Origin of the sequence: Siphonobacter sp. SORGH_AS_1065 (genome assembly GCF_030818595.1) — a bacterium.
Taxonomy (GTDB): domain Bacteria; phylum Bacteroidota; class Bacteroidia; order Cytophagales; family Spirosomataceae; genus Siphonobacter.
Genome location: NZ_JAUTAM010000004.1, coordinates 1,297,900 through 1,324,716 on the forward strand (window position 1 = coordinate 1,297,900; position 26,817 = coordinate 1,324,716).

Consider the following 26,817-nt stretch of genomic DNA (forward strand, 5'->3'; position numbering starts at 1 on the left):
GAGCTCTTATCTTTCGATAATTACCCCTCTTTCACCAAATACCCCCCTTTTCTTACAATTGGTCGAACTAACTTATATCAATTTATCATCATTCACCATCTTTGTAAAGTCAAACAACACCGCTACTTAAAACATCTCTTTTACGACCGAGGGTCCTGCTACTCTCTGACGTAAGGTTTGAATTGCCCTTTTTAACTCCGCCAGTAATTATTCAAACATAACCCCTTTCCGACTTCTACTCCGAAGTCAGACAGAATTTCTAGTGCCTGTTTTTAACTCTGCTCCATTTCTCATGCCCTTGATTATGAAATCTCTACCCATTATCTCTGCTCTCTTTATGATCGTTTTCTCACTGACTTCCTGCGTCAAAGAATCCGATGACATTATCATTGAAAATGATCCCAAGCTAGTGGTGGAGTGCTATTTGAATCCCACCGATACCGACATTACTGCCATTGTCAACGAAAACCGTCCCATCGACGGACCCGGCAGCGGCGACCGTGGTCAGGTTAATCCTATTCTCAACGCCACTGTTTTCCTTTCTGATGGTAACCGGGAAGTACAACTCACCAACGCTAAAAACAATACCTATACAATTGCCGCCAGCCGCTTTGCACTCGTGGCCGGACGCACCTACACACTGAAAGTAACCGCCCCCGGTTTGCCCGCTACTGAGGCTACCTGCACCATTCCCCGGGTTCCGAGTGCCCTCTCAGCTAAGGATAGCGAACTAACCTACGAGCGGGATCAGACTTCGACGTATAAAGTATACCGTAAAAGAAGTTTGTCCTGGACCAATACCCAAACCAAGGCTACGCAGTATTACCTGGTGGGGAGCGGCGAAGGTTCTGCCTACAAAGTCAAGGCCGCTTCGGGTGATTCCACCTGTATCAAACTCAAAAACGCCGAAGTGGTAGCATTCTTAAACGAAAACCAGGCCGCAGGTGCCACCTATTCTACTCAGACGCTGAACTTTTTAGTAGGTCATGCCAGCAGTGCTACCGATACCAAGATCACCAGCACGGCTCCCCGTTACTCGTTTGTTTATCACGTCGATAAAAATTATTACGAATTCTATCGCACCATCAAGCGGCAACGTGAAGTGGGAGACAATCCCTTTGCCGAGGCTATGCCGGTGTATAGCAATATCAAAAACGGGTTAGGTGTCTTCGGTGCCTACGTCACTCAGGTCAAAAGTCTCTAATCCCCGCTCTCCTGGAATTTTTCCCTTAACCAAACATGTATATCAAACCACTAAAAGCTCCACGAGGATGGAGCTTTTAGTGGTTTGATACTCGGGTTCGCTCTTTGATTTTAAGTTTAACGCTCGGCTAGAATACTTTCCTTTGGCGATTGAATCCGGTATTCGAATCGCACAGCTTCCGCTTTACCCGCTGCTATCTGTACATTCCAGGTGATAAGTCCTGTTTCTTCATTGACTTCGGCTTGGGAAGCTTTTTTATTAAGGATTTCTATATTTTTCACGTTCGACAAAGGGAACTGATCGTACACCATCAGGTTAATGGACTGCTTACGAGCATTACGCAGATTGATTACGTAAGCGAAATCCTGTATGCGGTTATTTCCCCAAAAAGAAGTTTTACTAAATTCCTTCACCGCCTTTCGACTAACCTGAATGGAAGCATCCCGGCCTAAATTCAATTTCAGGGTATCCGAAGATTGGGGCAGAGTGAGTTGCGTTTTACCTACAAAGGTTCCTTCTAAGAAAAGATTTATTTCACCCTCCTGCAACTGATAGTTACTCCAGTCTGCAACCTCAGCCGTTAGCATTACGTCAGAGCTTAACTTCGGAACGGCTGTATATACATAACGAGCCGGCACTTCCTCTTCCTTGATCTCCACAGCATAGGATTTTCCATCACTGGGAATACTATAAGGCATTTCAATTTGATAGGTAAAGCTGGTAGGAGCTTGCTTTTCCTGGACTTCCAGCGGCACTGCCATACCTTTTCCCCTTAAAGCAAGAGCCATCGAACCCTCTTCTCTTCTTGCATTGCCATAACCAACAACCACTACTTCTTGCAAAGCCTTCGTATCCGAAACGAGCGACACATTTGTTATTTCATTTTCAATGGGCCGGTACGCGGTTACGGTCCCAATTATGGAGTAACTGATCTGTCTATTCTCCTGAGAGAGCTTCGGCGGAATACTTAAACGGTACATCCCATTAACATCCGTAACGGTCCCTAATGAAGTACCAACCAGCATAACCGTTGCCCCTGCTATTCCGTTACCCGCTTCATCGCTTACCTTACCAGAAACCTGCCGAACGGATGGATTATACAGAGCGAGGGCTTCTTTTTCAAATTCTTTATAGGTGTTCGTCCGACCTGCATACCAGGGCCGAAGTTCGGGTTGTACATTTTTCCGTCGCGGGTCTGCCGTAGAGAGACTAAGCTTCACCTGATCCCAGTCTTCTCCCGAAAACTGAAAAACCTGAGCTTTGTACCCTAACTTTAAAGGCTTGGAAAGATCATTCGCCCGTAAATCATAACTGGGAATCCAACCCGCGTCACTCACAAAATAGCTTAGGGTCAAAAGAGTTGTTGCCACGGGCCGGGCCGCATTAATCGTTACCCAAACTTCGGTTACCTGTTGATCCGCACTGGCTAACTGAATGGTTTGCTGGCGGTTTAACTCTTTGATTTCTTCGGCATAAGCCTTTATTCTTCGATCAATTTCCAGTTGTTTGGTATACACTTCGGTTAATCGTTGCCGCTGAAAATCGGCGGCTTCTTTTACTTCACTCGCCTTGAGCGATTGTTCCTTTCCCCCAAGGGTCTGATTTTTCAACAACAGTTCTTCTTCGTGTCGATAAACGTCCAAGAGCTTTTGATCAACCTGCTGTTTGGCCTCTATCTCGTCTCTTTTCTTTTGGTATTCCTTGTTTTTAGCCAGCCGACTAGCCCCTAGTTCATAGTAAGACTTTTCGGTTTGAACGGACAAAACGGTAAAATCCCCTTCGGCTTTCAACTGAATACTTTCCTTATCAAGTTTAGGCGATAGATTTCTGAAATAAAAGACGGACTTGCCCGCCGGAATAGCCGTCTGAGCTTTACGGCTGATCTGGGCACCATTTAAAAACACCGTTACCTTTTCAAGTCTGGAATCGAGCCCTTTGGGTTCTATCTCGGCGTGGCTTATAAAGGGAAGTAACAACAAAAGAAAAAGGTATCGCATGGCTGTCTAGGGTTTGTGTTCAGCTTATGGATGCAGCCACTTTATAAATTCCATAAGAGCAGGTTCATTTTTTTCATTTTTTGTAAAAGCCAATACGCTCACCTTTATTCGCAGGATAATCCATCAACGTTTTTGATTCAGTGTTTCTAAAAGTATTTCGCAAATCAGAATCCACTCCCGACGAATCGGAACTGTTTAGCCAGTACCGACAGAGCGGTGATTTGCAATTACTGGGAAAACTTTATCAGCCGCACATGGAAATGCTTTACGCAGTTTGCTACAAGTATCTGAAGGACGAAGACGAAGCGAAGGATGCCGTGATGCAGGTTTTTGAAGAGGTCATTGCCAAAGCCCAGCAGCATGAAATTAGTAATTGGAAAAGCTGGCTACATAGCGTAGTGAAAAACTACTGTCTGATGCGGCTGAGAAGCCAGAAAACAAAAGTCCAGGATTTTTTTGATCCTGAGCGTATGGAATCCGAGGCTCCCGAGCATCTAATCATCGAAGAATCTGACGAGCCACTTGAGGTGCAGGCTCTGGAAGAATGCATGGGTAAGCTTAACCCCGATCAACACCGCATGATGAGTTTATTTTTTTTGCAGGAAAAAAGTTACAAGCAGATCGTCGATGAAACGGGTTATGATTTTAATCAGGTAAAAAGTTTTATTCAGAACGGAAGAAGAAATTTAAAGCTCTGCATCGAACGTATAAACGAGCGTTTGGCGTAAGAAAAACTATGGCTAAAAGGCCCATTGATATCACCCCGGATTTACTTCGCCGCTACGTAGCGGGCGAGGCAAATGCTCAGGAGCAGCACGCCGTTGAGCGGGCGGCTCTGGAGGATCCTTTCATTGCGGATGCACTGGAAGGTTTCGAGGCAATGGCGGAAAAAAAGCCGGACTTAAAAGCCCTGTACGATCAGTTAGAGAACCGCGTCAGCCCCACGCCAATCCTGCAACTAGGCTGGAAGAAATGGGCTTTAGCGGCCAGTTTCATAGGTTTGTTATTGACGGGTTATGTGCTTTGGCTGCAACTGGATTCCACTCCTGAAATCAGTCAGGTCACGACTCCGGCGGCCAGCCCGCAAACCCAATCCACTGATTCGCTCCTTACTCCTGAAGCAAGTCAGCCAGAAATTAGCCTGGCTGAAGCTCCTCGGGTGAAAGCTCTACTAAAAAAGCCGTTAGTTTCCGCTGATGCATTGGCAGAAGATGAAAAGCCTCAGGTAATGGCCATGCGGGCTGCTCCACCCACTGACTCGCAGACCTTAGCAAAAATGCCAGCACTAGCCGCCCGGAGTTTTCAACTACCTGATTCTGGTTTTGCGAAGAATAAACAAACTCCCGATACCATTTCACTTGCGTTACAGGGTAAAGCTGCCGGGGTTAACATCGCCGCTAGAACGGATATTCCATTAGCCCGAAAAGTAGGTACGGAAAACCAAAAAAATCATATTACTATCGTTGATGAGGGAAAAAATCCCATTCCGGGGGTAATGATTCAGGATAAAGACGGTAGAAAAGGCGTAGTTACCGACAGCATGGGCCGGGCGTTCATACCCAATACTTTAGGTTCAAAAATAGTCCTAGCGTTGATCGGTTATAAAAATCAGACCCTTCAGGCTCCTTTTCCTTCGGTCATTACGCTTCAAGCCGATAATGAGGCTTTAAGCGAAGTGGTAGTAGTGGGATACGGAAAAACAAAGCGGAAAACAGCAGAAGCCGAACCAGTGATGGGCTCAGAGGCTTACAAAACCTATTTGCAAGAAAACCTTCGCAAGCCGGAGTTAGCCAAAGAAAAAGGCATTTCCGGTACGGTAATCCTATCCGTTCAAATTAAAGATGATGGCCGCATAGGCACTATCAAAGTCAGAAAAGGCCTAGGCTATGGCTGTGATGAAGAAGCCATTCGTCTGGTTAAAGAAGGGCCGGAATGGAAGCCGGCTCTTAGGAAAGGGAAAAGCGTTAGCAGTACGGTTCGCGTAGAAGTGCGTTTTTTTTGACGTTGGATTCCTAAATTTCAGATAAGCTTGGCCTGCTTTAGATGAGCAAAGATGCGTTCAAAACTGGTCACTTTTGTTTGTTGGTTTAATTCGTAATCTTCTCCTATCGAAGGAGTTATTACATAAATTGGGATATTCCCTAAATCCTGAGCAGCTACGGTATTACCCTTCATTAATTTGGGGGTATTCGTATATTTCACTTCAATCCCTACTACTGGAGTCATTCCTTTCACTAAGACTAAATCAAGCTCCGAACCATCCTGAGTACGATAGAAATAAGGCTCGACTGAGGGTTTCAACTGCGAGATTACCTGCTGAAGAACAAAGCCTTCCCACGAATTCCCTTTCCCAGCAAACCCCTCCAGGTCTTCTGCTGTCTCAATGCCAGTAACTGCATGCAAAAGTCCTGAATCACAAATGAAAATTTTCGGTGACTTAACTAGCCTCTTTGAGATATTAGCATAGTAAGGCTGTAATCGTCGTATCAAGAAGGAATGTTCGAAGTAATCCAGATATCTCTTGAGGGTGTTTACATCAATTCCCAATGACCGGGAAATATCCGAGTAATTTAAAATATTCCCATGTACGTGAGCGATCATTCGTAGTAAATTTCTAAGCAAAACGGGCGAAGCTGAGAGTCCTAACAAGGGTAGCTCTCGCTCAATATAGGTCTGAATGAAATCTAGCCGATGAAGGAAACTTACCTCGTCACTCGCCGCTAATAGCATATCAGGAAATCCTCCCTTTAGCCATAATTCCCGAAATGAAATTTCCTGCTGTACTTCAGGAAAGAGGAGCGGATGAATTTCTATATAGGAAATACGCCCCGCTAATGTTTCTGAACTTTTAGCCAGCAATTCAGGGGAAGCTGATCCTAATAATAAAAATCTAGTGTTTTCTCGATTTCGGTCAATCACGGAACGAAGTATCGGAAATAATTCCGGCATTCGCTGGACTTCGTCAATGACGACAAGTTTATCTTGTCTTTCAGTAAGGTATAGCTCAGGATTGCTTAGTTTGTTAAAATCCTCCTGTGATTCTAAATCCAAATAAATGCTATCCTTATCAATTTGCTTAACTAACATCTTGGCTAACGTCGTCTTTCCTACTTGTCTAGGACCAACGAGTGCTACAGATGGTAAATTGATTAAGTGTTCGATAACGCGATTAGCGATAATTCGATCAAAAGGCATAGAATGAACAATTATTCCTGCAATTTTGGAAATAAATTCCAAAATTGCAGGAATAATTGTCGGCAAAGTAATTGCTTTACTTATGACACAAGCTCTCTCTAGTGTGACATTGACGTTTTTCTACACTTATTAGGTATTCTGAATCAGGTAGCAAGCCGTTTTTGATTCGGGTTCAAAAAATACATACAGCGAGCCATCCTCCCAGAAATTCAATTCATCGTAGAAATGCTCATGAGATGAATCTTCTACTTTTACATTTGTTTTTTCGACTGGTGTTCCTCCCTTTAATTGACAAACAAATTTCATCACTTTACCTGACTTAGGACAAGTAGGAATCGTAGGGTATTGGACCCAGATCGGAACTCCAGCATGCCCGATCTCCGACATTTTGCTTTTCTCCTTAAAATCAAATCTCAACGCTTGATAGACAATCTCACTTTCAGAATTTAGGTATTCATAGGGTGTCGTAAGCGATTCGACCTGCTGACGATCAAGAAGCACGGGATGTAAGGGATTGGTATAATCTAAGAATACCTGATCTATGTCTAAAAAGATGGGACAGGTGAGATGAATTGGAAATGGTAACCAGCTGAAATAAGGATCTTCATTGGTAATAAAGCCTAAGTATTGAAAAGGCACCCGACAGGAATTTTCCGGCACGATAAAGTTATTGGGCAGGGCTCCTCCTACTTGATGGAGCCCCTTGGGGTTTGCTGAAACCACTAAAAGTGGATTGGGCTCGCATTCAATATAAGACATTGCCTTTTCATCCGCCATTAGAAAACGACTAAATCGCTCACCATCCTCATAATCATAAGCTTCTAGTAATTGACCATTTTCAAAGATTAATTCTAGGCCTACTTCAAGGTTCTTAACTACCTCTTTTGTGGTACTTTGCGTAATAATATATCGTTTACACTCCTCATTACCATTAAGGCGAACATGTATTCCAGCCAGATAAATTCGGCTGCTTTTTTGGGAAGATTTAGACATAGCGGAAATTTAAATATAAAGCGAGTTTGATCCAATAATTGCTTAATCACTATACCAGATACAATTCTCTGCAAACCTGATATCAAGGTAAGATTTTAGTAAAGTAAATTACAGGACTGTTGTTCATCCCATTTATTATTTTAAAATTTTTCTACCCTTCTTTAAGGCTTCTTCTCAGCGGACGTTGTCCCTACCTCCCGATCCCCGCCCACCAGATAAGGCCGTTGTTCGGGTAGAGGTTCGAGGCTGACTACTTTTCCATTTTCAAAGTGGATGATATTAACCACGTCAACCCAGCCATGTATATACAAACTCTCTTTATAATACCAATCTTCGCGAAAAATCTGATTTGTATCTTTGGAATATCCTGACTTATAAGGTGATCCAAACTTGGCCAATACGTCCTTTTTATCCATGCCCATCGGTACGCTCATGGAACTAAACTTACTGGACTTCGCAGAGGCACACCCCATCAGTATACTTATAAGGCAGATACCCAAGAGGGCGGTTATTTTCGTTTTCATGATTCGGTCTACGTAGGTTTCTGAAAAGGCTTTCAAAGCCCGGTAGGCAAGAATACATGATTTTAATGCCTCTTCTCTTTTTAGTGCTACCCTTTAACTTTTTTTAATAGAGACCATAAAAATAGCTGCCCTAAAAGAGCAGCTACTGATTGATCTATTTGGCATTCATTCGCTAATAATACCTTTTATTTCGATAACTCCGTCGAACGCTTCTGAGCCGAGTGCAGCCCCGCAATCAGCGATTCAGCCAGATTATTCTCTTCGAAAGTTTTTAAAGCGGCTTCAGTCGTACCGCCTTTGGAGGCTACGGCTTTAATTAATTCGTCCAGGCTTTTATCGGACGTCTGAATCAGGTGATACGAGCCGAGCATGGTTTGCTTGACGAGTTGTGAAGACAAACTTTCGGAAAAGCCCATTTGCTTGCCCGCTTCCACCATGGCTTTCACCAGATAGAAAAAGTAAGCGGGTCCCGAGCCACTCACCGCCGTTACCGCATCTAACAGGCTTTCATCTTCTAAAAATACGCAACGGCCCGTAGCATTAATCAGGTTCTCTACCCGGCGTAAATTCTGAATATCTACTTCCTTTGCCGCCGCAAAAGCCGTCATACCCATGCCCAGCATGGCGGGCGTATTAGGCATGGCTCTTACTACCAAAGGATGATCAAGAACGGTTTGAATTTTTTGAATGGAAACCCCCGCCATGATGCTCAAAACAACCTGATTGTAACGAATCACGGGTTTTAATTCGGCGTGAACCGTTGCAAAATCCTGGGGCTTAACGGCCAGAATAATTAAATCTACTTCACTGATTCTCGGGCCGATGGTGTCTACTACCACTCCCGCTTTCTCCTTGCGGAGAGCTTCGCCGCGTTCGGCTGATTTTTCAATGAGAAACAGATCTTCTTTTTTAACCAGATCGTACTGAATAAAGGATTTGGCGAAGGCCATTCCCATATTACCGCATCCAATAATGGCGAGCTTCATGATGTATAAGGTAGATAAGCAAAGGTAAATAAGAGCCTTAAGGCAGTAATTCTTTGAGCTTGGCCTCGAGTGCCTCGCCTCTGAGTTCTTTGGCTACGATGTTACCTTTGGGGTCCACTAAAACCGTAAAAGGAATGTATTGAATGCCATAAGCCATCGCCGCCGCCGAATCAAAATATTTCAAATCGGATACCTGCGTCCAGGTTAAGCCATCTTTCTTGATAGCATCCAGCCATTGCTTACGGTCCGAATCCAGCGAGACCCCGTAGACTTCAAAGCCTTTGTCTTTATACTGATTATACAGACGAACTACGTTAGGATTTTCTTTCCGGCAAGGACCACACCAGCCCGCCCAGAAATCAATCAGGACGTATTTTCCTTTCAGAGAAGACAATGAAACGATTTTATTATCCGGCGTAGGCAGGTTAATCTCCGGGGCGGGAGAACCGATGGCTAGCCCATTTTTCTTACTCTGCACCCGTCGAACGGTCGCTACAAAGGCTTGGTAAATACGAACGTTGGGCTTTTCTTTTTCAAAGCGATCGGCTAACTGCTCAAATATTTCAAAGTCCTGCTCCTGATTCAGAAAATTAGTAGCATAGAGCGTGGCCAGCGAAGAACCCATTTGGGGAATCAGATTTTTTACCTGAGTAACAATTTCGGTTTGTCCCTGCTCAAACTGCTGCTGGATTTTCTGCTGTGCGGCCTTGTCTTTTTTCTGAGTCGCCTGCTCGTAAGACAAATTCAACTTCTCGACTTTTGCTTTGAAATTTTCGTTCAGGCTATTCAACTGAGCGTAATACTCCATATTCTTGGAACCCGTTACCTTCGCTTTGCTACCGGGTTTAGTATCCGCTTCCACTTCCAGGGTTTCACCGCCTTCCAGCAGTAATATCACGGGAGGAATGCCTCCCATTAAAAGTCTGTAAAAACTGCCTCCATTGGTAACCTGACCTTTCATTTCAAAGCCATTGGCAGTAATCAGCGAAGAATCAATGGAAACGGGTAATCCCCGATCATTCATGAGCTGTAAATACGCCTTCTCATTCGCATTGGGATTATTAACCCGTCCGCGAATGGTATAAGAAGTATTGCTTTGAGCCAGAGCGACCACTCCGGTAAGCCATAGAATCAGGGATACAACGATTTTCATACAGTAATAGCATCTAGGGATTGGATCACGAGTTGGTTCGTGACTTTGGGATCGGCCTGACCTCTGGATTTCTTCATGACTTCGCCTACGAATAAACCCAAAAGACCTTTTTTGCCCTTTTTATATTCTTTAACCTTATCAGGAAGACTCTTCAGTACCTCATCAATCAACGCCTGAAGCACCTCGCTATTGCCTTGCTGGATGAGTTGTAACTCTTCCGCTAAAGCCAATGGCTCAGCTTCGGGCTTTTCTAGAAGAGCCGGAAACAGCTTTTGAGCCGCTGCCGAGTTACTAACCTTGTTTTCTTCTACCAAACGAATTAAAGCCGCTAGTGTAGCTGGAGTTAATGCAAAGCCGTCAATATCCTGTTTGCTTTCGTTCATCCAACTGCGAACGGGTCCCATGAGCCAGTTAGCAGCTACTTTCGGACTAACTTTTTCGGCCACCACGGCTTCGAAATAAGCTACTAACTCTTTGGATTCGGTAATACTTAACGCATCGGCTTCCTGAATGCCGAAATCCTGCGTATAGGTTTTCACGAGTTGCCGGGGCAGCGTAGGCATTTGCCGGCGAACCTCGTCGAGTTTCTCATCGGTAATTAAAATAGGTACCAAATCCGGCTCGGGGAAATAACGGTAATCGTTCATGGTTTCCTTCACCCGCATGCCGTAAGTCCGACCCGTTTCGGGATCGAACATCCGGGTTTCCTGAATAATGGTCTCGCCCGCCTCGACCATCTCTACCTGACGATCATATTCGTACTCAATCGCTTTTTGCAGGAAACGAACCGAGTTCATGTTTTTAATTTCCACCTTCGTTCCCAACGGCTCGCCGTATTTACGCACCGAAACGTTCACGTCACAGCGAAGGCTTCCCTCCTCCATATTCCCATCGCAAATGTCCAGGTAACGAACCAGCTTCCGAATTTCCGTAACGTAAGCGGCGGCCTCTTCAGCAGATCGCATGGAAGGATCCGAAACGATTTCAATCAGAGGTGTTCCCGCCCGGTTATAATCAAGCTGGGTATCTGAAGAGTGCTCGTCGTGAATGGACTTACCCGCGTCTTCTTCCAAATGCGTATGGTGCATTTCGATGGCCTTTTCCGAGCCATCTTTCAGTTTAATCCAGATTTCTCCGCCCCAGCAAATGGGAGCTTTATCCTGCGAAATCTGATAGCCTTTAGGAAGATCAGGATAAAAGTAATTTTTACGATCAAATACCGTCCGCCGGGAAATCGTCGAATTCGTTGCCAATCCAAAGCGGATCGCCAGATCAACGGCCTTCTGATTAAGTTTGGGCAGCGTGCCGGGATGACCCAGCGTAATTACTGAGATATTGCGGTTAGGCAGTGAGCCAAACTGATTGGCATCGGATGCAAAAATTTTACTTTCGGTAAGTAGCTGGGCATGGACTTCCAGGCCAATAACCAGCTCGTACTGGGATTTTATCTCGTCGGACGGCACAGAAAACAAGGATGGATTTACAAAAACAAAGGTAAGGGTTTCTTTAGGGAAAGCCTTTAGAGGAAGCCTTCCCTTTACAAAATCAGGGTTTATTCACCCCGGGCCATGTCACGTTTGACGTCTTTTTCTTTGATATCCTGACGTTTATCGTGCAGCTTTTTACCCTTCGCCAAAGCGATATTGATCTTGGCAAAACCCCGATCCGAAATAAACAGACGCGTAGGAACGATGGTGAGTCCCTGGTCTTTGAGTTTATCTTCCAGCTTGCGAATTTCCCGCTTTTGCAGCAGTAACTTCCGATCCCGCAGGGGTTCGTGGTTATAATGGGTACCTTCTTCGTACTTGGAAATGTTCATATTCCGAACAAAGAGTTCTTCGTTGAGAATCAGACAATAGGAATCCGTCAAGTTCGCTTTTCCCTGACGAAGGGATTTAATCTCCGTACCCGTCAGCACCAGTCCGGCGGTAAAAGTTTCTAAAAACTGATATTCAAAAGAAGCCCGACGATTTTTGATTTCGACGTGCTTCTGTATTTTTTCTTTCTGTGCCATAATGCTTTCATCACCCGGTTTGAGGGTTGGTCCTTGGTAATAAGGGAGTTTCAAAGATACTATTTTCTAAAACTCCTAAAAAATCTATTCGCAGAGGGAAGTGAAGGGTGAAGCGGATTTGAGGTGATATGCTTTGCTATTGGTAAACCTTTGCTAGGACTCAATAATTAAGAAGAGAGAAGACACTAAGAATTATTATGTGTTGTTTATTATCGGCATTAAAGCCAATTTTGTTGATAATAAACAACATTCATCATGAAAACTTGTATTTCATATTCTGGTTTACATTCTTTTATAATCCTCTACTAACTAACAATCGTCTAAACGAAGTTTATAATTCAATACCTCGTTTTTCATTTAGGAATAATGTACATTGTCCCTAATGAAAAAGCATCTATCACCATTTTACCTTCAAAGCTTTCCTTTTTGGTTTAAAGCTTTAAATGGGATTGTTCTCTTACCATCATTAGCTTGGCCTCTAGTTACTTTATTTCTTTTTCTTTTTGCAGACAATCCAACTGACGATTGGCTTAGAGATTGTATCATCATTGTTGCTTATCCTTTGTATTTAATAGTCATTTCAGCTTTAAGCTTTAAAGCTTTTCAGATATATAAGATCCTAGGAATAAGTATCCCTCTTGTCATGATTGGGCTGTACAGTGTTCTGTTACTTAAATTTTTTAATCAATTGAATTAGTACTTATTCTCTTTTAACTTCTGCATTGTCAAGCTATTGGCAACTCATGAATTGATTAGGAAAGTATATCTTCCCATGCGTTACCTCTACTGTCTTCTCCTTTTCCTCACCAATCCCCTATTATCAGCCCAAACGCTCGACATTCAGGGTCATCGAGGCTGCCGGGGGATAATGCCTGAGAATACTATTCCAGCCTTTCTGAAAGCTCTGGAGCTGGGCGTTTCTACGCTGGAGCTGGATGTGGTGATTTCCAAAGACAAACAGGTCGTTGTCTCGCACGACAACTACATGAACGCCGCTTTCACTACTAAACCCGACGGAACAGAGGTTACTAAAGCTGAAACATCTTCCTTAAAAATGTACACGCTGGATTATGCCATCATTCAACGTTACGACGTAGGCAAACGGCAAAATCCAACCTTTCCCGAGCAAGCAAGTCTGGCGGCGGTAAAACCTTTACTTTCTGAGGTTATAACAAACTGTGATGCCTACGCCCGGGAGCACCGGATTCCCCCACCCCACTACAGTATCGAGATTAAGTCGGCTTCGAGTCAATACGGACTTTTTCAGCCTTACCCTGAAGAATTCTGCTCTTTAGTTTATCACGTATTGAAGCCCTTGCTTTCGCCTGATCGGTATAGTATTCAAAGTTTCGACCTGGCTATTTTAAAGTACTGGAAAAGTCAGCAACTCATCCGAAGCTTCGATGCCAATGCATTATCCGCTCTGGTTCATCACCAAAGTCTGGCCCGTACGGAAAAAAATTTAGGATTCAGGCCCGATATTTTTAGCCCTTTTTACCGATTTGTATCGAAGCGAAAAATTAAAAAAGCGAAGCAAAAAGGGGTAAAAATCATTCCCTGGACCGTCAATTCACCTCAAAAGATGCTTCGTTTAAGAAAAATGGGCGTTGACGGATTTATTACCGATTTTCCGAATCGAGCGAAAAAGTTATAGATTTGGCTATCGCTCAGCGGAGAACCTACTGCCAAGCTGTTCAGTTAATCCAGTAAATCTTCAGCATGCCTATGCTACCCGTTTTTAATGATTCCCTCGTCTGGATTCTCAAGCGAAGAATGGCTCGGATTGAAGCATTTCGCCGGGATCCCTGGCCCGTCCAGGAACGTCAGTTTCGTCGACTGATTGCCTCGGGACGATCCACGCTCTGGGGTAAAGAATATGGTTACCGAAACATCCGCAGCATTGCCGATTTCCAGCAGCAAGTACCCATTTCAAGTTACGAAGACCTTTTTCCCTACATCGAACGGGTGATGAAGGGAGAAGACCGTGTGCTGTGGCCCTCGCCCGTCCGCTTTTTCTCGAAGTCTTCGGGTACGACTAATGCTCGTAGCAAATTCATCCCCGTTTCGCGTGAATCGCTGGATGAAGGCCATTTCCGGGCGGGAAAAGACATGATGGCCCTCTGGATTGATAACAAACCTGACACCCGCGTTTTTGAAGGTAAGGGCTTATCCGTTGGGGGTAGTTTATCCCAAAACCAGCTCAATGACCGCACCTTAACGGGCGATATTTCGGCAGTCGTCATGAAAAACCTGCCGAGCTGGGCTCAGTTTATCCGTACCCCGACGTTGAAAACGGCCCTGATGGATCGCTGGGAGGAGAAGATTGAAGCCATGGCCTTAGAAGCTTCTCAGGTGAATGTAACGAGTGCTCTGGGCGTTCCTACCTGGACTTTAGTGTTAATTCAGAAAGTGCTTGAACTGACGGGTAAGAAAAATATTCTTGACGTTTGGCCCAACTTTGAAGTATTCATTCACGGAGCCGTCGCCTTTCATCCGTACCGGGATTTATTCCGTCGGGAAATTTTTAAAAGCGATCACGTTCACTATTTAGAGACCTATAACGCTTCCGAAGGCTTTTTTGGCCTTCAGGATGACCTGAGTCATATTGACGAGCTACTGTTAATGCTCGATTACGGCATTTTCTACGAATTTGTTCCTTTGGAAGAGCTTCACAAGGATCACCCCAAAGCCTTAACGCTGGGCGAAGTAGAGCTTAACCGCAATTATGCCGTTGTTATTTCCACTAATTCAGGGCTTTGGCGGTATCTCATTGGCGATACCGTTCGCTTTACTTCTAAAAATCCCTATCGTATTAAGATTTCGGGTCGAACTAAACATTTCATTAATGCTTTTGGGGAGGAAGTAATCATAGAGAATGCGGAGACAGCCCTGACTACCGCCTGTGAAATGACCGGAGCTACGATTTCTGATTATACTGCTGCTCCCATTTACATGGGTAGTAACGAAAACCAGCAGGTCAAACGCGGGGGACACGAGTGGGTCATTGAATTCTCTACGCCGCCTGATAATCCAGATACTTTCGTAGAAGTATTAGACGACACGCTTCGTAAGATTAATTCGGATTATGATGCCAAGCGAAGTTTCAACATTGCTCTAATTCGGCCCATCGTGCACATGGTACCTCCGGGGACGTTTTACGAATGGATGAAGCACAAAGGAAAACTGGGTGGTCAGCATAAAGTACCCCGATTATCTAATTCAAGGGAATACATAGAAGAAATTTTAAGTATAAGTCCCGAGCATCTGGCCATTTAAATGCTTCTCTATAAACTAAAGCGGCACGAATTTAAAATTCGTGCCGCTTTAGTTTATAGAGAAAGTTAAGAGTCATTTCCTTAACAACTCGAAATCCATTAACTCAAAACTCTAGAAAGTAACTCCTACCGATAATTGAGCTGAAGTGTTTTTAGCATTACCCATCACCTGCTGAGCTACGAAAGAATCTGCCACTTTCTGAAGACCAACGTTATAACGGGTGCTGATGAGGAAGTTACCAAAGTAAAGGGTTAAACCTGCTCCTACCCCGTAATCAAAACGCTTGAAAGCATCCGTGTTAAGTGTAGTGGTAGCACTACCCAAATTGCTCGTGTTTTCTCCAGCCGCCTTTAACAGGTAAGCCACATAAGGACCGGCATGTAAATCAACAAAGTTACCAATTTTGAAAGTAGCCAGAACGGGCACCTCTACGTAGTTTAATTTAAAAGTATTGCTACCCTCAAAGCCAGCAATATTGAACTCAGCACGGGTTCCTTTATTCGTATACCCGATTTCAGGCTGAATGTAGAAAAAGTCAGTTACGACGGGGATCTGCGTAAACAAACTGGCATGGAAGCCGTAACGAGGGTTACGATCCGTGAATTCTTTGAGTCGCAGGTTGCTGGCTGAAAAGCCGCCACGAATACCCGTCCGGGCTGTGGTTTCCTGAGCAAACGCTCCCAAGGTGGTGAGCGTAAAGGCGATGATGAGCGTAAGTTGTTTCATGGGAATTGGTTGAAAAAAAGCAGGAAAATGGAGATTCTCCTGCTTTAAGGTTGTTTATTAGTTACCGTTTTGAGCTTCTTTTTGCATTTTCTCATTAGCTGAGATTGCAATTTCTACGCGTCGATTCAAACGACGACCTTCCTCCGTGTCATTGCTTGCGATGGGCTGCGAAAAGCCATATCCCTTAATCGTCATCCGGGAAGCGGATACCCCCTGCGAACGCAGATAACTTGAAACTGAAGCAGCCCGGCGTTCGGATAAATCCTGGTTATACTCAGCCGTACCCCGGTTATCAGCGTGTCCTTCAATCAACAGATTCGTATCTGGATTTTTCTGAAGCGTTTCTGCCAGCTTCGCCAGGTTCTCCTGCGTTTGAGGAGTCAGCTCGGTTGAGTTATAGGCAAAAAGTAACTGGCCATCCATGGTTACGCGAATCCCTTCGCCCACCCGTTCTACTTTGGCCGCCTCGCCCATATCCTTCTCAATCTGCTTGGCCTGCTTATCCATCTTACGACCAATAATTGCCCCAGCTGCTCCACCTACGGTAGCTCCTAAAATGGCCCCAATGGCTGTATTTTTTGAAGCACTTCCAATGGCTCCACCAATGATGGCTCCCGCTCCGGCACCGATACCAGCACCTTTCTGGGTCTTATTCAATTTGGACTTTTTCTGTCCCTGAGCATTTTTATTACACGAGATAAACGTTGAACTAAGCATGGAAACTAACGTGAGCATCCACATTCCTTTTACAAACAGGCGTTTCATGGCTGTACTAAAGATTGATTACGGTTTTACCTACGATAAAAAGCTTAGCCTTAGATGCTTTTCTCTACAAAAACGCTGTTAATAGCTGTTAATTACTCAGTAACTTACTGAAGTACAAGGGCCTTATTTCTAAATAATTCAAAATTCCACAACTGTAGAAAACGTAGATTTATTTACCCACTTTTTAAATTAGCCATAAAAAAACAGTCTATGATTGATGGATTCATAGACTGTTTTTACGAAAGAGATTATCTAAACGGCTAACTTCAACCGCTCAACGGGCTGGTCATTAACCAGGTGACTTTCGATGATTTCTTCTACATCGGATAATTGGACATTTCCGTAAAATACTCCTTCAGGATAGACAACCATCGAAGGGCCAAAAGCACAGACATCAAGACAGCCCGTTTTCTGAGCCCGAATTTCAATCTGTAATCCCCGGTTTTTCAAACCTTCTTTAAAAGCGTCAACTAAAGCCATTCCCCGCTCTTCACCGCAGGAACGTTTGGGGGCCGGTTTCTGATTGGTACAGATGAATACGTGTTTTTTGTACTTCATGCTCGTTAGTGGTAAACTACAAAAGTAATACGTACCCGCTAGTTTAGCTTGTAGAGAGAGTTATTCAGACTCAGTTGAAACAACACTTATTCCCGCACCACCATCAAAGCATCGCCTACGTTGATTTCACCTTCCTGAATAACCCGAGCCGTAATCCCGCCGTGGCTTCGCATGGCATTATATCCACCTACACCAAGGACTTCCTCCATACGGCTACAGGGATGACACTCGCCCGTGTATTCCAGAATAACTTCTCCAATTTGAAAACGTTTGTCTTTCAGAGCGTGCAGATTTACCCCTTTTACTAACAAATTCCGTCGCACATCGGCGGGGTCAATTTGTTCTTTACCCAAAAAGGAAGCAACGGCTTGTAAATGCTCGGCTGAAATCAGCGTCACTTGCCGTTTGCTTTCGGGCTGGCCTTTATAGCGATCGCCGTCAAGGCCGGTACCAATACGAACGTATGCTTTCTGAGCTCCAATTACGGCTTTCCGCGGACCTGTTCGCAGACCGATCCATTCCAGTTTTCCGGGTTGGGCAAAATGATTCATTAATGCCTGCATGGGCTTTTCTTCTGCCATAACTTCAGTATGTTTTTAAATAAGATACATAAAAAAAGTGTTCATTCTCGGAGGAACGAACACTTTTAGATGAGCGGGTTAGGATTCTTAGGGAATCAACGCCGTTTTCATAGCTATTTTAGAGGAAAGTAGGATAAAGTTCGGGGTTTAACCCGGTTGCATATATAAAAGGGTTGAAGGTAAAGGGTTAGAGAGCAGGCTCTAACCCTTTTTTATTTTATTGAGCTGGGTAACCCGGATTCTGTTTCAGATTGGGGTTAGCCGCCAGCTGCCGCTGCGGAATCGGGTAAAGATTCTTGTTAGGATCATTCGATGGCGTGTGATCCCACCAGGAAGCTGTCGTAAACTTACCGAAACGGATCAGATCCGTCCGACGCTTTCCTTCAAAGATGAACTCGCGGCCACGTTCTGCCAGCATTTCATCCAGCGTTAGACTAGCCGTAGTGTAAGGCACGAAATCTGCCGCAGCGAATGCCCGTTTGCGAACGGCGTTTACCAGTGTCAGGGCTTCGCCCGTAGCCTGGCCGCCATTCTTACGCATCAAAGCTTCGGCTTTGTTGTAATAGATTTCCGTTAAACGGTAAAGCGACCAGTCATTACTCCAGTATTTAGTTTCCGACTGACGACCGGGACGATACTTATTAAAGCGAGCCCCGCTGTTCTCTTCACCCGTAATCATACTCGAAGCCGTTCCGTTTTCGCTTGCCCGACGGATTTCTTTCACAAAGCTTAATTGCTTGTCTTTGTATTCTTCCGTACCCAGTACCGGACGAGTTGGATCAGCGGCGTAGAACTGAGGGCCAATCAGGAACCACTCTTTTTTACGAAGATCCTTATCATTGAAGGCATCGTAAGCCGAAGGTATCACGACGATCCCGTTGTTTCCATTGGCGTCGCCATCGTAAATGAAACGCTGATTGAAGTGATAGAAATCACCATTCCAACCACAACGGGTAGGCGTAGCCTGAGCATCATACACTAACTGAAAGAGAATTTCTTTCGAGTTATTGTTGGTATTATTATAGGTAGACACCAAATCAGCGTCCAGTACGGGAGTTCCGTTTAATCCACCCGTCTGACCATTGATAATTTTGTCGCAAGCAGCAATACAATCATCCCAGCGAGGAGTTCCTGACCATACTTCTGCGTTCAGGTATAACTCTGCCAGCATGGAGTAACCCGCTGCTTTGGTAATCCGGCCAATGTACTTCTGCTCCAGATTGGGCAGTAAGTCCACGCTTTCCTTAAGTTCTTTTTCAACGAAGGCAAACACCTCTGCCCGGGGACGCGTCTCAGGACTCGTTGGCGATCCTACCGTAGTAACGATGGGGATATTACCGTACATATCCATGAGCTTCATGTAATGATAAGCCCGGAAAACCCGCAATTCTGAAATGAAGGCGTTTTTGTCCGTTTCGCTTACGCCCGCTTTGGCAAAATCCACCCGGCTAAAATCACCTAAGGCATTGTTACAAAAACCAACACCGGTAAACATCAAACTGTAGGGATTCCAAACCGTATTCTCCGTATAAGACCAGCTATGACCATGCAGACGAATCCACTGGGCATCATCGTAGCCGTGACGACCTTTCTGCGGCCAGGCTAACTGATCGCCCGAAAGCTCGGTAATCCGCCAGTGCCCGTTTTGGCCCGTCGGAGCTGTCCAGGCGTTGGCGTGCGTATACGGACGCAATACGGCTGAAAGAATTTCCTGACGGTTATTATAAAACTTAGAGGCATCAATTTCATTATACAGCGTCTCGTCCAGGTTAGTACAGGCATTCGTACCCGAGAGAATCGCCAGCAAGCTTGCAAACACAAGCCCTTTATAGGAACGTTTCATTGAATTTCGAGATTAGAATTGAACATTAAGACCAAGCGTGTAAGACTGCGTGCGTGGGTAGAAACCACGGCCATCGATACCCGGAGCCAGACCTGTATCTTCAATGTCAGGATCCACACCACGGTACTTGGTAATGGTCAACAGGTTACGACCTGTAGCGTAGAGACGAAGGTTTTTGATAACGGGAGAATTAAATTTCCAGTTATAACCCAGCGTTACGTTGTCGAGCTTCACAAATCCACCAGGCTCCAGGTAATAATCCGAATACTGGAGAGCATCGTTGATCTGGTTGTTGCGACCCAAAGCATCTTTCAGTACGTTCGTTGGCAAGTACACTTTGTTACCAAAGAAAGCCTGTTGCAGGTTCAGAATGTCGTAACCCAGCTTTCCACGGAAGAATACCGTCAGATCAAAGTTTTTGTATCGCAGGTTGTTATTCCAGGATACCAGGAACTTAGGAATACCATTACCAATGTAGGTATAGTCTTCGTTAGCTACGATTTTGTCTGAAGTAACGGCTTCACCCGAAGCTTTGTAGAACAACCAGCGACCTTCAGGGGTAAAGCCCGCAAAACGCTTGCCGTAGAAACTACCCAATGAACCACCTTCAATGGTACGAATGGCATCACCTAATGCACCCGTTCCACCAATGGCTCCGAAGTTCAAGTACGTAGCTTTGAATACATCACTTGACAGCGAAACCAGACGGTTTTTCTGCGTACTACCTACTAAGTCTACATTCCAGCTAAAGTCTTTCTTCTTAATTACTGAACCACTCAGGCTTAGCTCAATACCGTTGTTATCAATCGTTCCTACGTTCGTAAACAGCGTAGACTGAATGTAGGGAGGTAACTGGGTATTAAAATCACCCAATAAATCAGAAGTACGACGACGATACACATCAAACGTACCACTCAGGCGACCTTTGAATAAAGCAAAGTCCAAACCAATGTTTAACTCTGCCTTACGCTCCCAGCGAAGATTCGGGTTCGGGTTGTTACCCGGTCCGTAGGTTTGACGCCATACGCCATCATCATTAAGGTAGAAGTTACCCGTACCTAAACGTACCAGTGAGCGGTAGTTAGGAATCCCCTGGTTACCCGTAATACCATAGCCTGCCCGCAGTTTCAAATCATCAAACACTTGAATGGACTTGATGAAGTTTTCCTGAGCCAGGTTCCAGCCTACTGAAGCGGCGGGGAAGTTACCAAACTTGTTATTAGCACCGAAGCGTGATGAACCTTCGCGACGTAAGATGAATTGAGCAATGTATTTACCCTTGTAATCGTAGTTCAAACGACCGAAGAACGCCACCAGCTTATTGTCTTCTTTGAAAGATCCCAAAGAAGATTTACCCAGGGCAATGAAGTTACCCGCTCCCAGGTTATTCTCCTGGAACTGATCATTTAAGAAGCCAGAGTTGATACCTTCAAACCAGGAAGATACGCGGTACTGATAACTATAACCCGCTAAAGCTTTAAAACCATGATGCTCAGCAAACTTGGTTTCGTATTCCAGCGTAGATTCGAACGTGCTTAAGTTATCGACGTAATTGTATTTACGAGCGTAACCCGTTCCGGCAATAGGCGTTCCGTTCAAGCTTTCCAAAATCGAGCGGCGGGAATCCCGGGGACGATATTCGTTGTCATTGCGAACGTCATGCTGGATAGCCCCGAACGCACTTGCTTTGAATCCTTTAAAGGGTTCCAGCGAGAAACGAACGTCGGCAGAAGTGGTCTGCTGATCGCGGATGAGTTTTTCCTGGGCTAAGCGGCCAATGGGGTTTACCGTTGATCCTTCTTCGTAATAGCGGCCCGTATTATCAAATAACGGCTGCGTTGGGTTACGGCCCAGGGCGTTTTCAAAGTCACCCGCCTGTCCACCTAACAAGTTAGCCTTGTTGAAGTTGGTAGCCAGGTTTACCGAAGTAGAAAGCAGGTTATTCAGAGACTTCTGGAACACGCTCAGACGACCGCCGTACTGACGACGCCAGTTTTGAATCGCAATCGGATTAGCTTCGTTGTAGTACATCGAAACACGGTAGTTACTATTCGCTCCGCTACCTCCTGAAAGAGCCAGGTTATGGTACTGACTGATGTTTTTCTTATCTACTAACAGATCATAGAAATCAGTGCTAGCTCCTAAATCACGCATCTGGCTGGCTTTAGGATTGCTCGGATTCTGCATTGCAGCCCGCCAGTCACTAGCCGATAAGAATTGTGGACGACGGGTGATAACTTCCCGTTGAGCATAGGTAGAATACGAAAGCGTAGGAGCTCCTCCCTTTCCTTTTTTGGTGGTAATCAAAATTACCCCGGCATTACCCCGTGTTCCGTAGATAGCAGCAGCAGAACCGTCTTTTAATACGTCAAAAGATTCGATATCATCCTGTTGAAGAAGATCCAGGTTACCCCCAGGAATACCATCAATAACGACCAGAGGAGAACGGTCTCCATTAATAGAAACGATACCCCGAAGCTGAATCGACGCCGAAGAGTTAGGGTTATTACCGGAAGCCCGCGTGATTTGCAGACCGGCTACTTTACCCTGAATCAAATCCAATGGGCTGCGTGTACCGCCCTGATTGAAATCTTCCGTTTTAATGGTAGCTACTGAAGAAGTTACTTCCTGACGACGCTGCGTACCGTAACCCACTACTACCACTTCATTTAAAGATTTGATGTCTGATTTTAATACTACATCAATCGTGGTGCGGTTAGCTACCTGAATTTCCTGGCTTACGTAGCCAATCGAAGAAACCACAATCGTAGCGTTGCCATCTGGAATATTCAGGGTATAACGACCATCCGCATTCGTTACCGTTCCTACGTTAGGCGTGCCTTTGAGTAAGATCGTAGCACTGGGAACCGGTCCACCCGTTTCATCAGTAATCAGACCCGTCACGGTAATCAGCGGACGACCGCTTTCCAGTTTACTGGGCATTACGAGGGTAATGTAGCGATCAATGAACGTGGGCTCCATGCGACTGGCCCGAGTCAGAATAAAACGATTCCCTACCAGTTCAAATTTAATTTGAAGCGGCTGGAAAAAACGACGAAGTACCAGATCCAGACGTTCGTTAGCGGCATTTAAATTAACCGAACGATGCGATTGAATCAGATCAGGACTATACGAAAATTTAATGTCAGCGGCTTTCTCAATCCGGGAAAGCACTTCGCTCACACTCTTGTTATTAAGCTCTACCGAAATCTTCTTATTTAATACTTCCTGTGCCCGGCTGTCTAAGGCCAGCGACACATTGGTAAACAAGGCTACGATAAAGAATTGGAGTACTGTTAATCGCATGATCTTCCACCCAATTTCTTTGGAAAATAACGGTTCTTTCATACATTTGAAATGGTTTTTTTTGATCGAAAAACACAAATAGATCCCTGCATCCGTGCATGCGGATGGGCAGTAGGACAGCTCAACAGGGGATTTTGTTTGGAAGTCAGTGGTGGTAGGACACCGCTGGCTTCTTTTCATTTAGCAAGAGGGTATTAGGGCATGTAGTCGATAAAGTGCTGGTGGTTTAGTGTATGGTTTAAGTAATGAAATGTTTCTAGGGATGGCAACCACGACCCGTAACGGCTACAAATTCAGCTTCCGTGTTCCAGGTGGCTTCCAGGGTTTTACAAATAATGTCTAGTTTCTGGGAAAGCGTTCCTTCTTTCAGGTCAGTGGTTATGCGGCAGTTTTGGAGCGAAGGATCTTTAAAAACTACCTTGATACCGTAAGCTTTCTCAATTTCAGCAAATACATCCTTTACCGGTACGGCATTGAAAACCAGATTTACCGGACGAATGACAAACGTTTTCCGCTCCGCCAAAGCATTAACCGGACTCCGGAACATCTTCGCTTCTTTAATGGTGAAAACGACTTGCTCATTGGGCGTGAGAATCATGTCCTCCCGCTCGTTTTTCTTAGTCTGTACATCTTTCTCAGGCGTTACAAAGACCTTCCCCGTACGAACCGTTACGGTAACATTCGCATCTTTTTCGTAAGCCTTCACGTTAAAACTAGTTCCTAAAACTTTGGCTATTAATCCATTGGCATAAACCGTAAAGGGTTTTTTAGCATCTTCCACTACTTCAAAGTAGGCTTCACCAGAAAGAGCAACCGGACGCGATTCTTTAGGAAATGGATTTTCGTAACGAAGGTTACTTCCTTTTTGAAGAATGACAGAACTACCGTCGGGCAGGGAAACCAAACGAGGCTTTTGCTCAAAATTAGTCACCATTACTGAGTCAATCAGAGACTCTGGATTCTGTTGAGCAATCGTTTGTTCAATTTTAGTAGCAGGCATACCCAGATTGAGCCAAAGTAGTCCGCCTGCAATCACGATAACTGCGGCAGCAGCCCAACCCCAATACGGGCGTTTTTTGAGAACGGGCGTCTGTACTTGTTCTTTCACTCGCTGCCAGATTTTCTCTTCCTCAGCGGAAGCATCCGAAACCTCGACCAACTCCTGACTGGCTCGGCTCAGACGTTTCACTGACTCGATGGCCTGGGTAATCTTTTCCTGTTGTTCAGGGTGTTCACGCAGGTAGTTTTCCCAATAAATCGAAGTCGATTCATCGGGAGTTTTCACCCATTTACGAAAAGATGGATTGTTAATAAAATCTTCCTGTGAGTCAGGCATTTGATCCATGTACTGCGTGCGTTTCTAGTAGAGATAGCGGCGGCGGCCCTTTCTCAACTCAGTTTTTTAAATTATTTTTTCTAATAATTGGACTTCTAAAGGCTGTAAGCAGGAAAGCCTTAAAAATGTAAGCAGAAAAACGACAGCAGAATAATAGAATCCGAGAGTAGTTTTCGCAAAGAAGTGTAAGCCCGATTCAGGTGATTATTAACCGATTGCTGGTTAATGCCCATGATTCCCGCAATTTCTTCGGTGCTGAAATCATCGTAAAAAGCCAACAGAACAGCTTCTTTCTGCCGAGCGGGCAGATCGCTAATCGCCTGTTTCAGGCGGGCGTTCTGAAAAGTAGTAGATTCCTCTTCAATCAGATTTGCCTCAATGGAAGGGCTAAAGTAATCAGGGATCTGATCCTCCGGGAAATCAATATCTTCCTGGGGAATCTGCAAATCAGCCTGCCGAAGGTTATACAGGCGATTTCTTAAAACCCGGAATAAATAAAACTTGATGGTATGCAGGCTTTTCAGGTTTTCTCTCCGCTTCCAAAGCTCCACGTACACATCCTGAATGGCGTCCTCGACCATTTCTACGTCACTGGAAATCCGCTTTCCATACGAGAGAAGCATGGAAAAGTGATTTCGGTAGATTTGTTCAAAAGCCTTCAGTTCTCCCTGTTTAAAGGCAAGCCAAAGTTCTGTATCGTCCGTGTATGTCAATGATTTACTCAATGATTGGTATTTCTAACCTTCGAATATAAGGCCGAAAAATTCTTACAAAAAAATATCATTTCTGTAACATTTCCCAGACTTGCGATGGCCTTCTTCTTTCTGGTATATTTTTTGAGCGTATTACCAGGTCTATCAACCCTTAAAAAAATGCCCTGGACTAAATCCGAATATCCCGACTCTTTGAAAAATTTCATGGCACCGATTCGAAACAAAGCCATTGAAATTGCAAACGCCTTAGTTGCCGACGGTCGCCCTGAAGATTCTGCCATTGCTATTGCTACTGAGAAAGCAAAAGAATGGGGCGAAAACCGAGGAAAAAAAATCAGGAAATCACGCTAAAAATTAGTGTTCAGTCCATTAACGAGAGAAGTGGCCCCTTTAGCCGCTTCTCTCATCAAAAATTCCAATGCCCTGACAGGCCATTATTCATTAGGAATCAATCGTTCATTCCTATTTACACAGTACTGGGGCTAAAGGTCTGAGAACTGCCCCTTTGCAAAAGCAGAGCTGAACTTGAGTGCGTATACGTTATCAGATCAGGAATGAACCTTTCAACTAAGGTATTCCAATCTAAGTATGTGCAGACAAAATTCAGGAAACCCTTTTCCATCAATATTCTGTTAGAGCTTAACCTATTTTTTACACTAAACTTTTCAACATTCCCGTTTCCCTATAAATTCAGAAATCCTTTGGTTTACCTTATGAAATTAAAAACCTTACTAACCGCAGGCATTTGTATAGCCAGCCTTCACACCTTCGCTCAGGATGCCAAAAGTTTATTGGATGAAGGATTAAAAAAGGCTCAGGCGGGCCAAGTAAGTCAGGCTATTACGCTATTCAATCAGTCAATTGCCGCTAAAGACGATTACCCCGTTCGGCAAAGCCGGGGCATGGCTTATTCCTTACTACGGCAATATGAAAATGCGGTGGAAGATTTCACGAAAGCCATTTCTTTCAAAGCCGACGCCAAGAAGTCAATGATTGGACGCGGCGTAGCCCGCAAGAAGCTAGCCGATTATCAGGGAGCTATCAGTGATTTCTCAGCGGCCATCAAAGTAGACCCTAAAATGGCAGAAGCCTACTATAACCGGGCTTTGGTTTATGAATTGTTGGGAAATACTGAAAAAGCCTGCAATGATTATAAAGCGGCTCTCGCCAACGGACTGAAGCCAGCCGAGTTGAAAGTAGAGAGCTGTGCCAACCCGTTACCCGTTCCGGCTAACCGAAAGCCTCTTTTACAACTCAGCGGTGTAGCTACGGACCCTAAATACGGTACTACAAAGAACAATCCCATCAAAGTAGGAACCAGCCCCGCCGGGGAATACGAAAACCTATCGACTTACATGGATTTGCTTCGGGATGGACAGAATAAAACCGTGGAATACAAAAAGACGGGAACGCTTCCGTATGCCTCTAACTATGCTCCTAACGGAAAGGGTACCATTGAGGTGCTGGAAGTTAATTACCGGGATTCTAAAAACGTAGCCAAAAAGACGACTCTGTATATTACTATCTTCGACTTTGAAACGCCCAAAGCTCCCCTGGGATTTGCCTCCGTTAAGGCTCAAAAATAAACGAAGGCTTTTGCTAAGAAAGAAATCGTGAGCGATAACGTTAGCTACTATAACTCACGAT

Annotated in this window: 24 protein-coding genes; 8 read left to right on the top strand and 16 right to left on the bottom strand. The window is 44.7% G+C overall.

What is annotated here, in order from left to right; genetic code table 11:
* The first annotated feature begins 304 nt into the window (after window positions 1-304).
* Window positions 305-1,204: a DUF4249 domain-containing protein gene (locus tag QE390_RS05900; protein ID WP_307141464.1), complete on the top strand. Its 900-nt coding sequence runs from the start codon at window positions 305-307 to the stop codon at window positions 1,202-1,204.
* Window positions 1,205-1,320: 116 nt separating this feature from the next.
* On the opposite strand, the gene QE390_RS05905 is transcribed toward QE390_RS05900, so the two are convergent.
* Window positions 1,321-3,201: a mucoidy inhibitor MuiA family protein gene (locus QE390_RS05905; protein WP_307141465.1), complete on the bottom strand. Its 1,881-nt coding sequence runs from the start codon at window positions 3,199-3,201 to the stop codon at window positions 1,321-1,323.
* A gap of 140 nt (window positions 3,202-3,341) precedes the next feature.
* On the opposite strand from QE390_RS05905, the gene QE390_RS05910 reads away from it, so the two are divergent.
* Window positions 3,342-3,929 carry an RNA polymerase sigma factor gene (locus QE390_RS05910; protein ID WP_307141466.1) on the top strand — a complete coding sequence of 196 codons (588 nt, stop codon included), beginning with the start codon at window positions 3,342-3,344 and terminating at the stop codon, window positions 3,927-3,929.
* Window positions 3,930-3,937: 8 nt separating this feature from the next.
* Window positions 3,938-5,203, top strand: coding sequence for an energy transducer TonB (locus tag QE390_RS05915; RefSeq protein WP_307141467.1), 1,266 nt, complete (start codon window positions 3,938-3,940; stop codon window positions 5,201-5,203).
* Between the two features lie 17 nt (window positions 5,204-5,220).
* Here QE390_RS05915 and QE390_RS05920 read toward each other — a convergent pair whose 3' ends face one another.
* From QE390_RS05920 to smpB, 7 genes are all read right to left on the bottom strand, one after another.
* A complete protein-coding gene (locus QE390_RS05920; RefSeq protein ID WP_307141468.1) occupies window positions 5,221-6,462 on the bottom strand; it encodes an ATP-binding protein in 1,242 nt (413 codons plus the stop codon).
* A gap of 63 nt (window positions 6,463-6,525) precedes the next feature.
* Window positions 6,526-7,389, bottom strand: coding sequence for a hypothetical protein (locus tag QE390_RS05925; RefSeq protein ID WP_307141469.1), 864 nt, complete (start codon window positions 7,387-7,389; stop codon window positions 6,526-6,528).
* 161 nt (window positions 7,390-7,550) lie between these two features.
* Window positions 7,551-7,913 carry a DUF2845 domain-containing protein gene (locus QE390_RS05930; protein ID WP_307141470.1) on the bottom strand — a complete coding sequence of 121 codons (363 nt, stop codon included), beginning with the start codon at window positions 7,911-7,913 and terminating at the stop codon, window positions 7,551-7,553.
* A 185-nt stretch (window positions 7,914-8,098) separates the two neighbouring features.
* Entirely contained in the window at window positions 8,099-8,899 is an 801-nt protein-coding gene (proC, locus tag QE390_RS05935) for a pyrroline-5-carboxylate reductase (protein ID WP_106636951.1), read from the bottom strand.
* Between the two features lie 37 nt (window positions 8,900-8,936).
* A complete protein-coding gene (locus QE390_RS05940) occupies window positions 8,937-10,052 on the bottom strand; it encodes a TlpA disulfide reductase family protein (RefSeq protein ID WP_307141471.1) in 1,116 nt (371 codons plus the stop codon).
* Window positions 10,049-11,515, bottom strand: coding sequence for an Asp-tRNA(Asn)/Glu-tRNA(Gln) amidotransferase subunit GatB (gatB, locus tag QE390_RS05945; RefSeq protein ID WP_307141472.1), 1,467 nt, complete (start codon window positions 11,513-11,515; stop codon window positions 10,049-10,051). The genes QE390_RS05940 and gatB overlap by 4 nt, the downstream gene beginning before the upstream one ends.
* A gap of 89 nt (window positions 11,516-11,604) precedes the next feature.
* On the bottom strand, window positions 11,605-12,066 hold the full coding sequence (gene smpB / locus QE390_RS05950; protein WP_307141473.1) for an SsrA-binding protein SmpB: 462 nt from the start codon (window positions 12,064-12,066) through the stop codon (window positions 11,605-11,607).
* A gap of 382 nt (window positions 12,067-12,448) precedes the next feature.
* Between smpB and QE390_RS05955 the strand changes: the two genes are divergently transcribed.
* The 3 genes from QE390_RS05955 (at window position 12,449) to QE390_RS05965 (ending at window position 15,342) form a co-directional block, all read left to right on the top strand.
* Window positions 12,449-12,763 carry a hypothetical protein gene (locus QE390_RS05955; RefSeq protein ID WP_307141474.1) on the top strand — a complete coding sequence of 105 codons (315 nt, stop codon included), beginning with the start codon at window positions 12,449-12,451 and terminating at the stop codon, window positions 12,761-12,763.
* Between the two features lie 75 nt (window positions 12,764-12,838).
* Entirely contained in the window at window positions 12,839-13,720 is an 882-nt protein-coding gene (locus tag QE390_RS05960) for a glycerophosphodiester phosphodiesterase family protein (protein ID WP_307141475.1), read from the top strand.
* 71 nt (window positions 13,721-13,791) lie between these two features.
* The gene (locus QE390_RS05965) at window positions 13,792-15,342 is read left to right on the top strand and encodes a GH3 auxin-responsive promoter family protein (protein WP_106636956.1); all 1,551 of its coding nucleotides are present in this window, start codon (window positions 13,792-13,794) and stop codon (window positions 15,340-15,342) included.
* Between the two features lie 111 nt (window positions 15,343-15,453).
* Here the strand turns inward: QE390_RS05965 and QE390_RS05970 are convergent, their stop codons facing one another.
* The 8 genes from QE390_RS05970 to QE390_RS06005 all read right to left on the bottom strand — a co-directional run bounded on the left by QE390_RS05970 (window position 15,454) and on the right by QE390_RS06005 (window position 25,170).
* Complete coding sequence (locus QE390_RS05970) at window positions 15,454-16,068, bottom strand: porin family protein (protein WP_307141476.1); 615 nt, start codon at window positions 16,066-16,068, stop codon at window positions 15,454-15,456.
* Window positions 16,069-16,125: 57 nt separating this feature from the next.
* Window positions 16,126-16,833 (bottom strand): OmpA family protein, encoded by a 708-nt coding sequence (locus tag QE390_RS05975; RefSeq protein ID WP_106636958.1) that lies wholly within the window; start codon window positions 16,831-16,833, stop codon window positions 16,126-16,128.
* Between the two features lie 252 nt (window positions 16,834-17,085).
* Complete coding sequence (locus QE390_RS05980; protein ID WP_307141477.1) at window positions 17,086-17,391, bottom strand: ferredoxin; 306 nt, start codon at window positions 17,389-17,391, stop codon at window positions 17,086-17,088.
* Window positions 17,392-17,477: 86 nt separating this feature from the next.
* Entirely contained in the window at window positions 17,478-17,972 is a 495-nt protein-coding gene (locus QE390_RS05985; protein WP_106636960.1) for an MOSC domain-containing protein, read from the bottom strand.
* Between the two features lie 217 nt (window positions 17,973-18,189).
* Entirely contained in the window at window positions 18,190-19,815 is a 1,626-nt protein-coding gene (locus QE390_RS05990; protein WP_307141478.1) for a RagB/SusD family nutrient uptake outer membrane protein, read from the bottom strand.
* A 12-nt stretch (window positions 19,816-19,827) separates the two neighbouring features.
* A complete protein-coding gene (locus QE390_RS05995) occupies window positions 19,828-23,163 on the bottom strand; it encodes a SusC/RagA family TonB-linked outer membrane protein (RefSeq protein WP_307141479.1) in 3,336 nt (1,111 codons plus the stop codon).
* 214 nt (window positions 23,164-23,377) lie between these two features.
* Window positions 23,378-24,466 carry a FecR family protein gene (locus QE390_RS06000; RefSeq protein ID WP_307141480.1) on the bottom strand — a complete coding sequence of 363 codons (1,089 nt, stop codon included), beginning with the start codon at window positions 24,464-24,466 and terminating at the stop codon, window positions 23,378-23,380.
* A gap of 110 nt (window positions 24,467-24,576) precedes the next feature.
* Window positions 24,577-25,170, bottom strand: coding sequence for an RNA polymerase sigma factor (locus tag QE390_RS06005; RefSeq protein ID WP_106636964.1), 594 nt, complete (start codon window positions 25,168-25,170; stop codon window positions 24,577-24,579).
* Window positions 25,171-25,329: 159 nt separating this feature from the next.
* On the opposite strand from QE390_RS06005, the gene QE390_RS06010 reads away from it, so the two are divergent.
* Window positions 25,330-25,521, top strand: coding sequence for a hypothetical protein (locus QE390_RS06010; RefSeq protein WP_106637094.1), 192 nt, complete (start codon window positions 25,330-25,332; stop codon window positions 25,519-25,521).
* A 362-nt stretch (window positions 25,522-25,883) separates the two neighbouring features.
* A complete protein-coding gene (locus tag QE390_RS06015) occupies window positions 25,884-26,756 on the top strand; it encodes a tetratricopeptide repeat protein (protein ID WP_307141481.1) in 873 nt (290 codons plus the stop codon).
* Window positions 26,757-26,817: the final 61 nt, after the last annotated feature.